Source organism: Limnohabitans sp. INBF003 (assembly GCF_055396645.1).
Map to the genome: position 1 here is coordinate 1,329,518 of NZ_AP029222.1, position 15,174 is coordinate 1,344,691.

A 15,174-nucleotide genomic window follows, 5' to 3' on the forward strand; every position below is an offset into this window, starting at 1 on the left:
CCCAGAACCCGACGCTGGTCATGGCCTTGTAGGTTTTTTGTGTTCCGAAATTTCTTTGATCTGACATGAGTCTGCGCATTTTCAACACGCTGAGCCGTGCTGTCTCCAAGTTTTCACCAGCCGAGCCCGGCCATGTGCGCATGTACGTGTGCGGCATGACGGTGTACGACCTGTGCCATCTTGGCCATGCCCGCTCGATGATCGCGTTTGACGTGGTGCAGCGCTGGCTCAAGGCCAGTGGTTACAAAGTGACTTACGTGCGCAACGTGACCGACATCGACGACAAGATCATCAAACGCGCCCTGCAAAACGGCGAAACCATCCGCCACCTGACCGACCGCATGATCGACGCGCTGCACCAGGACGCCGACGCCTTGGGCATCGAGCGGCCCCAGCACGAGCCCCGAGCCACCGACTACGTGCCCCAAATGCTGAGCATGATCGGCACGCTGGAGCAAAAAGGCTTGGCTTACCGCGCAGGCAATGGCGACGTGAACTACGCGGTGCGCAAGTTTGCAGGTTACGGCAAGTTGTCGGGCAAGTCGCTGGATGAGTTGAATGCCGGTGAACGCGTGGCCGTGAACACGGAAGAGGGCGCCAAAAACGACCCACTCGACTTCGTGCTCTGGAAGAGCGCCAAGCCCACCGAGCCCGAAGACGTCAAATGGGCCAGCCCCTTTGGCACCGGCCGCCCGGGTTGGCACATCGAATGCTCGGCCATGGCCTGTGAGCTGCTGGGCCAGACCTTTGACATCCACGGCGGCGGGGCTGACCTGCAGTTTCCGCACCACGAAAACGAGATCGCCCAAAGCGAAGGCGCCAACGGCCAGCCGCTGGCGCGCTTTTGGATGCACAACGGCTTCATCAACGTGGACAACGAGAAGATGTCCAAGAGCTTGGGCAACTTCTTCACCATCCGCGATGTGCTCAAAGAGTTTGACGCCGAAACCGTGCGTTTTTTCATCGTGCGCAGCCACTACCGCAGCTCGCTCAATTACAGCGATGTCCACCTGAACGACGCCAAGGGCGCTTTGAAGCGCCTCTACACGGCGCTGCAAGCGGTGCCGCCCGCCGACGTGCGCATCGACTGGGCCGACCCCTTGGCCGCCCGCTTCAAGGCCGCCATGGACGAAGACTTTGGCACCCCCGAAGCGGTGGCCGTGTTGTTTGAGCTGGCCAGTGAAGTCAACCGCAGCGGCTCGGCCGAGCGTTCGGGCTTGCTGAAAAGCCTGGGCGGTTTGCTCGGTTTGCTGCAAACCGACCCGACGGTTTACCTGCAAGCCGGTGCTGGCTTGGACGATGCCGCCATTCAGGCGCAGATTCAGGCCCGGGCAGACGCCAAAAAGGCCAAAAACTTTGCCGAGGCCGACCGCATTCGCAACGACTTGCTGGCCCAAGGCATTGTGCTCAAAGACTCGGCTGCAGGCACCACCTGGGAGGCGGCGCAGTGACTGTGGCCGTGATTCCCGCTGTGACGCCCGTCACACCCGCTTATTGGGCCGAAGCCTGTGCGCACCTGGCCAAAAAAGACCGGGTCATGAAAAAGCTCATCCCCCAGTTTGGCGATGCCATTCTGGAAACCCGGGGCGACGCGTTTGTCACTTTGGCCCGGTCCATCGTGGGCCAGCAAATCTCGGTCAAAGCCGCCCAATCGGTTTGGGATCGGTTCTCGGTGTTGACCAAGCGGCTCACGCCCGCTGCCGTGCTCAAACTCAAGGTGGACGACATGCGGGCGGCCGGTTTGTCGGCCCGCAAGGTCGAATACCTGGTGGACCTGGCCATGCATTTCAGCTCGGGCACGGTGCACGTCAAGGCTTGGCAAGACATGGACGACGAAGCCATCATTGACGAATTGGTGGCCATTCGGGGCATTGGCCGCTGGACGGCCGAGATGTTCCTGATCTTTCACCTCCTGCGGCCCAATGTGCTGCCGCTGGACGATGTGGGCCTGATCAACGGCATCAGCCGCAACTATTTTTCGGGCGAACCGGTCAGCCGCAGCGACGCCCGAGAGGTGGCCCAGGCCTGGAGTCCTTATTCGACCGTGGCAACTTGGTATATTTGGCGCTCGCTGGACCCCGTGCCGGTGGCGTATTGAGGGCTGGACGAGGCGTCCACCCGGTTATGAACAGAGGAGTAAAACTTGGCCAAAAAAACATTTCTCGACTTTGAGCAACCCGTTGCCGAACTCGAAGCCAAGATCGAAGAGTTGCGCTACGTGCAATCCGAGTCGGCGGTGGACATCACCCTCGAAATCGAGCAACTGAGCAAGAAAAGCCAGCAACTCACCAAAGACATCTACAGCGACCTGACCCCCTGGCAGGTCACCAAAATCTCGCGTCACCCCGAGCGTCCTTACACGCTGGACTACATCAACGGCATCTTCACCGATTTTGTCGAGATGCACGGCGACCGCCACTTTGCCGACGATTTGTCCATCGTGGGCGGTTTGGCCCGTTTCAATGGCCAGGCCTGCATGGTGCTGGGCCAGCAAAAAGGGCGCGACACCAAAGAGCGCACCCTGCGCAACTTCGGCATGAGCAAGCCCGAGGGCTACCGCAAAGCGCTGCGCCTCATGAAAACGGCCGAAAAGTTCAAGTTGCCCGTGTTCACCTTTGTGGACACGCCCGGCGCTTACCCCGGTATCGACGCCGAAGAGCGTGGCCAGTCTGAAGCCATTGGCCGCAACATCTTTGAGATGGCCCAGCTCGAAGTGCCGATCATCACCACCATCATTGGCGAAGGCGGCTCCGGTGGCGCGCTGGCCATTTCGGTGGCCGACCAGGTGCTGATGCTGCAATATTCGGTCTACTCGGTCATCAGCCCCGAAGGTTGCGCCTCCATTCTGTGGAAAACCAGCGACAAAGCCGAGGTGGCAGCAGATGCCCTGGGCATCACCGCCCACCGCCTCAAGGCCCTGAACCTGATCGACAAGATCGTCAACGAACCCGTGGGCGGTGCCCACCGTGACACCGACCAGATGGTGTCTTTCCTCAAGCGCGCCTTGGGCGATGCCTGGCGCCAAGTGGCCGACCTTAAACCCAAAGAGCTGCTGGAGCGCCGCTACGAGCGCCTGAACAGCTACGGCCGCTTCACCGACACCAAAGCGGGTAAGTAAACCCGCAGGTGAGCCGAGAGGCTTCACACATGGCGCAATCCCCCGAACAGGCCCTGGCTGATTTCAGCCCGGGCCTTCCTTTTGCAGTGGCCTTCAGTGGCGGTGCCGATTCCACGGCGCTGCTTTTGGCCTGCGCCCGCCGTTGGCCGGGGCAGGTGAGGGCGGTGCACATTCACCACGGCTTGCAAGACGCGGCCGACGCATTTGAGGCGCATTGCCAAGCGCTGTGCCTGCAACTGGGGGTGCCGCTGGCGGTGCGCCGCGTGCAGGCAGGCCATGCGCCCGGCCAAAGCCCCGAAGACGCCGCCCGCAAAGCCCGTTACCAGGCGCTGGCCGAAGCGGTGCACACCGAATGGCCCGAGGTGCAAGACGTGGCGCTGGCCCAGCACGCGGATGACCAGGTGGAAACTTTGCTGATTGCCTTGTCGCGCGGTGCAGGCTTGCCCGGTTTGGCCAGCATGCCCGCGCACTGGCAACGTCTGGGCTTGCAGTGGCACCGGCCTTTTTTGGCGGTGCCCGGTGCCGCCTTGCGCGAAAGCTTGCATGCGCAGGGCCAAAGCTGGATCGAAGACCCCACCAACACCGACCCGCAATTCACCCGCAACCGCATCCGCGCCCAAGTGATCCCCGCTTTGGCGCAGGCCTTGCCTGCTTTTCGGGACACCTTTGTCCGCAGCGCCAGCCACGCCGCGCAAGCGCAAGAGGTGCTGAACGAAGTGGCCGCGCAAGACCTGTTGCACATCGGCGTGCCGCCGCGCATTGCCGCCTTGCAGTCGCTCAGCCGCGCCCGCCAGGCTTTGGTGCTGCGCTACTGGCTGCGGTTGCACCATGCCACCACGCCCAGCACCGCCCAGCTCACTGAGCTGCTCGACCAGGTGGCCGCTTGCACCACCCGGGGCCATCGCCTGCACCTGAAAGTGGGTCAGGGCTTTGTGCAGCGTCAAGGTCAGCACCTCCAATGGCAAGCGGTCTGAGCCTGACCCTTGGCGCGGGTCAAGAAAGCGTCAGTCCGGTTGGTACAATCGACGGGTTTTGCTGAGGCAAAAACCTCTTCAAACGTCTGCGGTACGGGCTTTCAAAGCGCGCACCCGCTCTCATCCTCTATTCATAAACGACACATGGCTTTGATCGTTCACAAATACGGCGGCACCTCGATGGGCTCGACCGAGCGCATTCGCAATGTCGCCAAGCGCGTGGCCAAATGGGCGCGCGCTGGCCACCAGATCGTGGTGGTCCCCAGCGCCATGAGCGGCGAAACCAACCGCCTGCTCGGCCTGGCCAAAGAGTTGGCCCCCGCCAAACCCGGCGACGCCTACAGCCGCGAACTCGACATGCTGGCCTCCACGGGCGAGCAAGCCTCGTCGGCCCTGCTGGCCATTGCGCTGCAATCCGAAGGCCAGCCTTCGGTCAGCTACGCAGGCTGGCAAGTGCCCATCAAAACCAACAGCGCTTTCACCAAGGCCCGCATCGAGTCGATCGACGATGTGCGTGTGCGCGGTGACCTGAACGCAGGCAAAGTCGTCATCATCACCGGCTTTCAGGGCGTGGACGGCGATGGCAACATCACCACGCTCGGCCGTGGCGGCTCGGACACCTCGGCCGTGGCCGTGGCCGCAGCCCTCAAAGCCGACGAATGCCTGATCTACACCGATGTGGACGGCGTCTACACCACCGACCCCCGCGTGGTGCCGGAAGCGCGTCGCCTGCAGACCGTGAGCTTTGAAGAAATGCTGGAGATGGCATCGCTGGGCTCCAAGGTTTTGCAAATTCGCTCGGTCGAATTTGCTGGCAAATACAAAGTGCCCATGCGCGTGTTGTCGAGCTTCACGCCTTGGGACATTGACATCAACGAAGAAGCCGCCTCCGGCACCCTGATCACTTTTGAGGAAGACGAACAAATGGAACAAGCCGTCGTTTCCGGCATCGCATTCAACCGCGACGAAGCCAAAATCTCCGTGTTGGGCGTGCCCGACAAACCCGGCATCGCCTACCAGATCCTGGGTGCTGTGGCCGATGCCAACATCGAAGTCGACGTGATCATCCAGAACCTGAGCAAAGACGGCAAAACCGACTTCAGCTTCACCGTTCACCGCAACGACTACGCCAAGACGATTGACCTGCTCAAGGAAAAAGTGCTGCCTGCACTGGGCGCTGCAGAAGTCGCGGGCGACGCCAAGATCTGCAAAGTGTCCATCGTCGGCATCGGCATGCGCAGCCATGTGGGCGTGGCCAGCAAGATGTTCCGCAGCTTGAGCGAAGAGGGCATCAACATCCAGATGATTTCGACCTCCGAAATCAAGACATCGGTCGTGATCGATGAAAAATACATGGAATTGGCCGTGCGCGCACTGCACAAAGCCTTCGATCTGGATCAAGCCTAAGTTATAATTTGACCCACTGGAAACGTGACCGAGTGGCCGAAGGTGCTCCCCTGCTAAGGGAGTATGGGGTGTAGAGCCTCATCGAGGGTTCGAATCCCTCCGTTTCCGCCAAGACCAAGCCCCGCAAGTTTTTGACTTGCGGGGCTTTTTCTTTGCCCGCCGCATTAATCCCCCTCCTTTTTTCTCCGAATCCGCTCTGTTTGAACAGATGCAACAGTCTGCTGGAAACGTCTTTTGAATATTCAAAAGGCACCACGCCATATTTTGTATTTGTTGATTTATTGCCAATGAAGTTGATTTTGTTTTTTTGAACTCAACTTCAGTGCATGGTGGTTTCATTTCTTTAAAACTACTTAAGAAAACATAATCGAGTTATAAGAACTTTTAAGACATCAAAGCGCTATTAGGTAAGAAAATTGAGGCAATTAGTTCAAAAATTGCCAGAAATGAAAATCACCCAGAGCCATTCTCAAGTTGCCTGCCGTCTTATTCAGGCATCGCGGTGGACCGTTTGGGCTGCAGCAGCGCTTTTGGTGCAAGGGGTGCAGGCGCAAGGCACCGACGTTGGCAAGAAAGCTTTGCGGTTTTCTGACCTGACCCAAACCGATGTGCTGGCTTTGCCTGCATTTGAAATTGGCGACACGGATGCGGCAGCATCGACCCCGCCTGAGCACGCCACCGATCTGCACGAATTCATCCAGCAGGCACTCGACGTCAGCCCGCAGTTGCAGCAAGTCAGGGCGCAACTCGATACGGCGCAGTCGGGGCGAAAAATTGCCCGGGCCGACTTGATGCCCAGCATGTCTGTGCGCTATGCCACAGGGCCAGAGCACTCGCAAACGATCAACGAGGCCTTGAGCAAGCACACCTACAAACAATATGCCGTTCGCCTGACGCAGCCGCTTTTCAACGCCACCTTGTTCAATGAGTTCGCGGGCAGCCGACAGGCCGAAGCGTCGGCGCATTTCCGTTTGCAATCGGCGTATGACAACGTGGTCATGTCGGTGATCCGCTCCACGGTCGATGTGGCCACGGCGCGTCTGGTGCTGGATTTTTCCAACATCCAGTTGGCGCAGCTGCAAAACATCATGACTTACTTGGAGACCCGTGTGGCGGTAGGGGCTGCCAGCCCGGCAGACCTGGAGCGTGCGCGCACACGCGTGCTCAATGCCCGACAAGTCCGCATCGAACAACAAGCCGCTTACCGCAATGCCGCGCTCGAGCTGACGCGCCTGACCAGCCTGACGCCGCAAGCCATTCGCCTGCCCGATGTGTCGCGGTTTCCGGCCATCCCGTCCAGCGCTGCGCAATTGCAAACTTTGGCACTGGCGCAAAACCCTGAAATCCGTGCCCTGAAAAGCGATGTCGAATTCCAGCAATCCCGCGTCAAAGCCGAGATGTCCAAATACCTGCCCGTGGTGGGGCTCAGTTTGGAGCGTGACATCAGCAAAAACGTGCAGGGCATCAACGGCCCGCACACCGACACACGTGCCTTGTTGGTCGTCAACTGGGCCACGTCCTTGGGTGGCAAGGAGTACTTTCAGTCGGAACAAGCCCGCTCCGAAATGCGTGTTCGCGAGGCCAAGGTGACCGATGAAAGCCAACGCCTGACACAAGCCGTTGAAGGTGACCACGCCTTGCTGCAGTCGGCCGTGTTGCGCATGCAAACCGCTCAGCAAGAGCAAGCATCGGCCAGCAGCGTGGTGGAGGCGGTGGCCGAGCAGTTGCGCATCGGTCGTTTGGGTTCTCTGCTGGATGCGCTGGATGCCAGCGAGCGCTACTTTTCGGCGCGCCAGCGGTTGGCGCAATCGATTGGGCAAAACATCAAGGCCCATGCGCAAATTTTGCAGCGCACGGGCCAGTTGAGCGCCATCCAGCCCTGATCACTCAGACCCCATCACCCCATCAAAGCACCTATGGCAGCAACATCCGATTCCGGCGAAGCCTCTGACATCTTTTGGCCCGGCTATGTCGACGCCGTCACCAACTTGGCCATCAACCTGCTTTTTGTCATTGCCGTCATGAGCATCGTGGTGCTGGGTGCCACCTTGCAGCTGGCGCAAATGACCAAGAAAAAAGCCATCGAAGAAGCCCAGTCGCATCAAACGGCCACATCGGCATCGCACACGCAAGAAAAGCAAAAAGGCGAACAACAAAAAGATGCCAATGCACAAAGCAAAGACGAGACCGTCAGCCGCATGCAGCAAACCATCAACGATGTGCAAGCCAAACTGGAAGTGACCCAGAAAAAGCTCGATGAGACCCAGCGCAAATTGACGCAAGTGCAAGACGTTCGTTCTGACGTTGTTCAAGCCAAAGACAACAAACCCACAGACCCGAAGCAGGCTAACAGCGTGCAAAGCCTCACACAGGCCGCACTGGTGGTGGTGTTCAGCCCGGATGTGGTGACCTTGTCGCCCGCAGAAGTCAGCGAGCTGATGACCAAGCTGAAAAAAGTCAGTGCGCTCCCAGTGGGGCGTTGGCAAATCACGGTCATCTCACCCAAGGGCTTTTCTGAAGCAGCCCGCTTGTCCTTTTACCGTGCCAACGCCGTTCGCAATGCCTTGCTCGAAAACGGGGCCAACAGCGCCGCGATCGACTTGAAGATCCATGAAAGCACGCAAGCCGGTGCGGACAACAGCAAAGTGTTGCTGCGGTGGGTGCCATGAACTGGAAAAAAATGACCACCGACCAGCGGCTGATGCTGGCCTTGGCGGTCCTGGTGTTCAGCGCCATGCTCTGGGCCATGTTGGCGCCTGTGGACCAGATCGTTCGCGCCGAAGGCCGCATCATTGCGGCTGGCCGTGCCCAGATCGTGCAACACCTTGAAGGCGGCATCGTGCAGCAAATTCTGGTGCGCGAAGGGCAGGTGGTGTCGGCGGGTGATGTGTTGATGCGCCTGTCTGATGTGCAAGCCAATACGTCTGTTCAGCAAGGCCGCTCGCGCCAACATGCTTTGTTGGCGCAGCAAGCCCGCCTGACGGCAGAGGCGCAAGGCCAAACCGAGCCGAAATTTTCGGCCGATATCCCTGAAGACATCCAGCGCGAAGCCGTCAACGCCTTCAAAGAGCGCTTGGCGCGTGTGCGCTCCGAGCGTGCCGTGATCAGCCAGCAGCACACCCAACGGCAAGCCGAACTCAGCGAAGCCCGCAGCCGTATCGTCAGCACACAAGTCGAGCTGGACCTGGCTCGCAAACAGTCCACCATGATGGATGTGCTGGCAAAAAAAGGCGCGGCCTCGCAAATGGAGTTGCTCGAATCGCAAAGCCGAACCCAACGCCTGACCACCACCCTGAACGACATCCAGGCCTCGCTGCCGCGCTTGCAGGCCGCCGTGTCGGAGTTGGCAGCCCGTCTTGACGAAGCGCAGGCACGCTTTCGTGCAGAGGCCCGAACCGAACTCACACAGGTCAGCGCGGAGTTGTCCAAGCTCAGCCTGGCTGTGGATGGAGACACCGACCGTCTGGACCGCACCGAAGTGCGCGCCCCCACCAGCGGCTACATCAACCGCTTGAACTTCAACACCATGGGCGGCGTCGTCAAACCCGGCGAAGTGCTGCTGGAGATCACGCCCAACCAAGGCCCCGTGGCGGTGGAAGCCCGTGTGCGCCCCAACGACCGCGCCTCGTTGCGCCCCGGCTTGACCACGCGCGTCATGATCGGCGCCTACGACTACGCCATCTATGGCGCACTCAATGGCCGACTGGTCGAAGTCAGTGCCGACACCTTGGCCGATGAATCTGGCCAGCGCTACTACCGCGTCCTGATCCAGACCGACACCCCATCGCAACGCATGGCCTCTTTGGCCATTTTGCCTGGCATGACCGCTCGCGCCGACGTGGTGCTGGGTCAACGCAGCGTCATGACTTATTTGCTGTCACCTCTGCTGCGCTTCAAGCAGCAGGCGTTCACAGAGCCGACTTGATTCACCGTATTTTGAAGTTACCGAGGACAAAAAAATGAAACGACTCCAACTCTATTACTGGTACATCGGCGTCCCTGTTGCGCTGGTCTTTTTGGGTGCACTGGTTTTCTGGGACGCCATCATCAGCACGGTCGAGGGCAACCCGCACCCTCAAATCAACTACATCATCTTTTTGCTGGTTGCGGCGGGCTGCTACCAAATGCTGGCGCATGTGCGCCGCATCAACAAAGAAGGCAGCCTGTTCCGCGAATACCGGCTCATGGTCGATAACGCCGCCTCCGAAGAGCAGCTGCAGATGGCCATTTTGGAGATGAGCAAAAAGCACGACGTCGTGTCCTTGATTGAATTGGTTCAGGGCCTGCGTGGCAAAGCACTGACATCGGTCCAGCACGCAGCCATCGAGTCAGAGATGGAGCGCTTCAGTGCACGCCAGACACGCCGCCTCATGATGTCGCAATTCATGGGCGGCATGATGGTCGGCATGGGCTTGCTCGGCACCTTCATTGGCTTGCTCGGTGCGCTGGCCGAGATCGGCAAACTGATCGGCTCGTTCAACCTCGGCGCCGGCATGATCGACCCCGTGGCCGCCATCAGCGAATTGGTAGCCCGATTGACCGCACCCATGCAAGCCATGGGCGTGGCCTTCAGCGCCTCTTTGTTTGGCGTTCTGGGCTCGCTCATCATGGGCGTGTTGTCTGTTGGGGTGCGCAGTGCTTCAAGCGATCTGGTGTCGTTTGTGCACTCCGACACGTCCCTCATGCTGGACATTGCCCAAGAAACCGAAGGTGGCATGGTGGACCTGAACCCTGTGGCCCAGGCCTTGGGTGAGTTGGCCGAACACTCGCCCCTGCTTCGTGGCCTGGCCTTGGCGCTGGACCACTCCGAGCGGCGCGTGCGCGAAATGATGATGGGCATGGGCACCCTCATGGCCCGACTGGAAACCAACAGCCACGGCACAGGCAGTTTGATCCAGCAAATTGGCCAGCAAGCCGAACAGCAAGACCGCCTGTTGTCGCTGGTGGCGCAAATGCAAAGCAGCCAAAACCAACTGGCCGAGCGCCAAGCCCAAATGGCCGATGCCCATGTGCAAATGGCCAAACACCTGGAGCAGCACACCGAGACCATGGCACGCGCCCTGGGGGTTCAGCACCAACAGCACGCAGAACACGCACAAGCCCAGCAAAACCTCTGGAGCCAGCAAGCCGAGTTGCAAAAAGACATCTTGCAGCAACAAAACCAGACCTTCGAGAAACTGCTGCAAGCGCAGCACGACCAGTCCAGTGCACAAATGCGGGCACAAAACACCCTCTGGCAGACCTATCTGGAGCAGCAGCAAAACATGTTGCGCAACAAAGAAGAAACCCTGGCCAGCCAAGCCAACCTGGAGCGCCAAAACCGCAACAACCAATGGGGCCAATGGGTTCAGGTGCAAGAAGCCGGGCTGCAAAAAATGGTGGACCACCTGTCTGGCACCCAGCGCGTGTTGGCCGAATACACCAGCCATGCTGACCGCTGGAGCGAACAACTCCAGCTGGAACAACAACGCCAAGGCCAGGTCCATGCCGATGTGACCAAGCTCTTGCAGAAAAACAGCCAAAACCAGCAAAACGAACGCGAGTCCAGCCAAGCCATGCTCTCGCGCATGGACGCCATGCTGCAAGAAGCCCAATTTCGCAACGAGCAAATCGTGGCGTTTTTGAGCAACTTGACAGCCCAGTCTGCGCAAAAAACCGTTTGATCTTTTTACAGCTGAACCACTGACCCCGCTTGCCCATGCCCAACACCACGTTGCCTTCTTCTGCTGCATCCACAACCGCCCAGTCCAACCCCGGGGGAGAAACCCGGTTGATCCATGCGACATCGGTGGACGGGGCCGCACCGCAATTCAAAATCCCGGTCAATGCACAAGCCATCCAATCGGTTGAATCGGTGGACCTGGATTTGGTGTTGACCACCACCAGCGGCGAAAAAATCATCCTTCAGCAAGGCGCATTGCAAGCGGCCACACAACCCGAAAGCAAGATCGTTTTTTTGGGGGGCGACAGCATCACCGCAGCCGATCAGGTCAAAAAGCTCGGCATCTTGAAACCCGTGGAAGGCGGCAGCTTTCGACTGAAGTCTGGTGACGCCAGCCCCGCAGTGGCCGAAAAAATATCAGGCGATGCTTTTGGGCTCGGCAAAGAACTGCAAGACACCATGAGCCAGCTGACCGAAACCAGCAAACAGCTCGAAAAAGTGCTGCAAACCCTGAGCACTGCCAGCTTGACCAGCGCCACAGACGAATCCCGCAACACGAGTTCAGGGCCAAGCACCGGCACAGGCGTTCAGAAAATCACACCACAAAGCGAAAACAAGTTTGCGTCGCCATCGCCGGGGTCACCGCCACAGCCAGAGGTGGTCGAAAACACCAACACGACCGATGTCAAAGTCAACAGCACCTCGCGCACTTTCACTGGCAACTCGGAGTCATCCTTCAGTGGCGTTACTGTGACTGCCGTTGGTACCACCACATTCAGTCCTGCGCGTTCATTGAGCCAAGTCGACTTCACACAAATTGACGTGAACAAACGGATTGACGTTCAGCTCAACGGCCAATCCACATTGAGCGTTGAGCCCGATGGAAAAGCTTTCGCAACGCTCACGCTGCCCGGTGTATTGAATGCCAAAAGCATGGTGCTGACGACGAGCGCCAGCTTGCCAGAAGGGTTCACCATCAACGGACAAACGTTTGTGGATGGAAAGATCACAATCGCCAACCTGAGCAGCCTGACCGACCTCAAGCTTTCGGTGAGCTGGAAAGTGGGCGCAGTATCTGCCAATGATTTCTCGGTGGCTGTGAAGTTCTACGACGGTACGACCCCGTTGGACTACGGCAACGCACCGTTGAATTTTTACCATGCCAATACCTTGCCAAGCGAGACATTGGACGGCAACAGCAATGCCAAAATCTTTTTGTCCAATGCGGGCTATTCATTCAACATCACAGGCACCAGCAGTGCGGACACCATGGTGGGCGGTTCCGGCAACGACACGCTGGATGGCGGAGCGGGCAACGATGAACTGAAAGGTGGCGCTGGCAACGACACTTATGTGGTCGACAGCGCGAACGATGTCGTGTTGGAGAACGCATCGGCAGGTACAGACACAGTCCAAAGCTCTGTGAACTACACACTGGGTGTCAATGTTGAAAACCTGACACTGACAGGATTGGCCATATCGGGCACAGGCAATGAACTGGCCAACACCATCGTTGGCAACAACAACGGCAACAGCTTGAATGGCGCAGCGGGCAACGACACATTGACCGGGGGCATAGGCAATGACACTTTGGACGGTGGCACGGGCGTTGACAGCATGGCAGGCGGCGCAGGCAATGACACTTACGTCATCGACAATTTGAGTGATGTCGTGTCCGAGAACGCATTGGCAGGCACGGACACCGTTCTCAGCTCGGTGAACTACACACTGGGTTCTTACGTTGAAAACCTGACACTGACAGGATTAGCCATATCGGGCACAGGCAATGAACTGGCCAACACCATCGTTGGCAACGACAACGGCAACAGCTTGAATGGTGCAGCAGGCAACGACACATTGACCGGTGGCACAGGCAGTGACACGCTGGACGGTGGCACGGGTGCTGACAGCATGGCAGGTGCTGCTGGCAACGACACTTATGTGGTCGACAACGCGAACGATGTCGTGTTTGAGAACGAATCGGCAGGCACGGACACAGTCCAAAGCTCGGTGAACTACACACTGGGGGCCAATGTCGAAAACCTCACACTGATAGGCGAAGCCACATCGGGCACTGGTAATGAACTGGCTAACACCATTGTTGGCAACAACAACGGCAACAGCTTGAATGGCGCAGCGGGCAACGACACATTGACCGGGGGCATAGGCAATGACACTTTGGACGGTGGCACGGGCGTTGACAGCATGGCAGGCGGCGCAGGCAATGACACTTACGTCATCGACAACTTGAGTGATGTCGTGTTCGAGAACACATCGGTAGGCACGGACACCGTTCTCAGCTCGGTGAACTACACACTGGGTTCCTACGTTGAAAACCTGACACTGACAGGCGAGGCCACATCGGGCACTGGTAATGACCTCGCCAACACCATCGTTGGTAACGACAACGGCAACAGCTTGAATGGCGCAGCGGGCAACGACATATTGACCGGGGGCACAAGCAGTGACACGCTGAACGGTGGCGCGGGCGCTGACAGCATGGCGGGCGGTGCGGGCAATGACACCTACGTGGTCGACAATGCGAACGATGTCGTCACCGAGAACGGATCGGCAGGCACGGACACAGTCCAAAGCTCGGTGAACTACACCCTGGGGACCAATGTTGAAAACCTGACACTGACAGGATTGGCCACATCGGGCACAGGCAATGAACTGGCCAACACCATCGTTGGCAATAACACCGGCGATACCCTCAACGGGATGGGCGGAAATGACAGTATTACAGGTGGCACTGGCAACGATACATTGATTGGCGGGGCTGGTAGCGACACATTGACGGGTGGCGGTGGCGTGGACACAGCTTCCTATGCTTCGGCGACAGGGGCTGTTTCCGTTTCGCTGGCGACAGGTTCTGGAACACAAGGCGATGCCAATGGCGATGTGCTTATTGGCATCTCCAATTTAATCGGCAGTGCTTCTGCTGACAATTTGACGGGTGACGGTGCAGACAACACGATCGCGGGGGGCGCTGGAGCTGACACCATTGATGGTGGCTTGGGTAACGACACGGTGGATTACAGCGCATCCACTGCGGCTGTCTCTGTGAACTTGTCTCTGACAACGGCTCAATCAGGTGGGGATGCTGCTGGTGACGTTTTGATCAGCATCGAAAAAGTGGTTGGTTCTGGCCTAGCAGACAGCATTTGGGGCAGCACTGGCAATGACACTCTTATTGGTGGCGCTGGCAACGACACGTTCCACGGCAGTGCTGGCGCGGACTCGATCTATGGTGGCACGCTGGCCGCAGCCAATGGCTCCGACACTGTTGATTACAACGCTTCGACTTCTGCAGTTAGTGTAGATTTGACGAAGACAACGACGCAATCGGGCGGGGATGCTGCTGGCGACATTCTGTTCAATATTTCAAACCTTGTGGGTTCTGCGTTTGCAGACATATTGACTGGTAATTCAGCAGCTAATACCTTGTCTGGGGGCGGCGGAGACGACGTCATTATTGGCGGAGGGGGTACTGATTCCCTTGTTGGTGGCGATGGCAATGACTCTTTGACTGGTGGCTCAGTCAGTGACACTTTATCTGGCGGTACGGGTGACGATACCTTGACTGGTGGTGCGGGTAATGACAGTTTGATCGGAGGTACTGGTAATGACACTTATCTGGTTGATTCAACAGGGGATGTGGTTACTGAAATTCCTGGGTCGTTAGTTAATGGCACAGACACGGTACAAATTAAGGGCATTACTAATTTCAACCTGAGTGCACTTCAAGCTACGAATATTGAAATTCTGGACTTGAAAGCGGACGCAAATACCAACAGTAACGTTGCTATCACGAGCGCGGCCATTCAAAGTGTCGTGGGCAAAGGAGACGGCAGCGTTTTATCTTTAAGACTCGGTACCGGTGATACCTACACAATCACAACCGAAACAGGTATCTTGTCTGAAACAATTGCAGCAACGGGCAACAAAAGCTTCTATGTGGCGAGTGACGCCACACATACATCGATTGCTCAAATCAACTTCATCAGTTGACA

General features: G+C 58.1%; 10 protein-coding genes and 1 tRNA gene. All 11 read left to right on the top strand.

Annotated elements, in window-relative coordinates; genetic code table 11:
• Nucleotides 1–65 precede the first annotated feature (65 nt).
• The 11 genes from cysS to ACZ5VE_RS06180 all read left to right on the top strand — a co-directional run bounded on the left by cysS (nucleotide 66) and on the right by ACZ5VE_RS06180 (nucleotide 15,172).
• Complete coding sequence (gene cysS / locus ACZ5VE_RS06130; RefSeq protein WP_464457136.1) at nucleotides 66–1,451, top strand: cysteine--tRNA ligase; 1,386 nt, start codon at nucleotides 66–68, stop codon at nucleotides 1,449–1,451.
• The gene (locus tag ACZ5VE_RS06135) at nucleotides 1,448–2,098 is read left to right on the top strand and encodes a DNA-3-methyladenine glycosylase family protein (RefSeq protein WP_464457137.1); all 651 of its coding nucleotides are present in this window, start codon (nucleotides 1,448–1,450) and stop codon (nucleotides 2,096–2,098) included. The genes cysS and ACZ5VE_RS06135 overlap by 4 nt, the downstream gene beginning before the upstream one ends.
• A 45-nt stretch (nucleotides 2,099–2,143) precedes the next feature.
• A complete protein-coding gene (locus ACZ5VE_RS06140) occupies nucleotides 2,144–3,118 on the top strand; it encodes an acetyl-CoA carboxylase carboxyltransferase subunit alpha (RefSeq protein WP_464457138.1) in 975 nt (324 codons plus the stop codon).
• Between the two features lie 29 nt (nucleotides 3,119–3,147).
• The gene (tilS, locus tag ACZ5VE_RS06145) at nucleotides 3,148–4,092 is read left to right on the top strand and encodes a tRNA lysidine(34) synthetase TilS (RefSeq protein ID WP_464457139.1); all 945 of its coding nucleotides are present in this window, start codon (nucleotides 3,148–3,150) and stop codon (nucleotides 4,090–4,092) included.
• Between the two features lie 144 nt (nucleotides 4,093–4,236).
• Nucleotides 4,237–5,499, top strand: a complete 1,263-nt coding sequence (locus tag ACZ5VE_RS06150) for an aspartate kinase (RefSeq protein ID WP_019431262.1) — start codon at nucleotides 4,237–4,239, stop codon at nucleotides 5,497–5,499.
• Nucleotides 5,500–5,517: 18 nt separating this feature from the next.
• Nucleotides 5,518–5,610, top strand: a tRNA-Ser gene (locus ACZ5VE_RS06155).
• A gap of 335 nt (nucleotides 5,611–5,945) precedes the next feature.
• Nucleotides 5,946–7,382, top strand: coding sequence for a TolC family protein (locus tag ACZ5VE_RS06160; protein ID WP_464457140.1), 1,437 nt, complete (start codon nucleotides 5,946–5,948; stop codon nucleotides 7,380–7,382).
• A gap of 33 nt (nucleotides 7,383–7,415) precedes the next feature.
• Complete coding sequence (locus tag ACZ5VE_RS06165) at nucleotides 7,416–8,168, top strand: hypothetical protein (RefSeq protein WP_464457141.1); 753 nt, start codon at nucleotides 7,416–7,418, stop codon at nucleotides 8,166–8,168.
• Entirely contained in the window at nucleotides 8,165–9,424 is a 1,260-nt protein-coding gene (locus tag ACZ5VE_RS06170; protein ID WP_464457142.1) for an HlyD family type I secretion periplasmic adaptor subunit, read from the top strand. Before ACZ5VE_RS06165 ends, ACZ5VE_RS06170 begins: the two co-directional genes overlap by 4 nt.
• Before the next feature lie 34 nt (nucleotides 9,425–9,458).
• Nucleotides 9,459–11,162, top strand: a complete 1,704-nt coding sequence (locus ACZ5VE_RS06175) for a hypothetical protein (RefSeq protein WP_464457143.1) — start codon at nucleotides 9,459–9,461, stop codon at nucleotides 11,160–11,162.
• 458 nt (nucleotides 11,163–11,620) lie between these two features.
• Nucleotides 11,621–15,172, top strand: a complete 3,552-nt coding sequence (locus ACZ5VE_RS06180; RefSeq protein WP_464457144.1) for a beta strand repeat-containing protein — start codon at nucleotides 11,621–11,623, stop codon at nucleotides 15,170–15,172.
• Nucleotides 15,173–15,174: the final 2 nt, after the last annotated feature.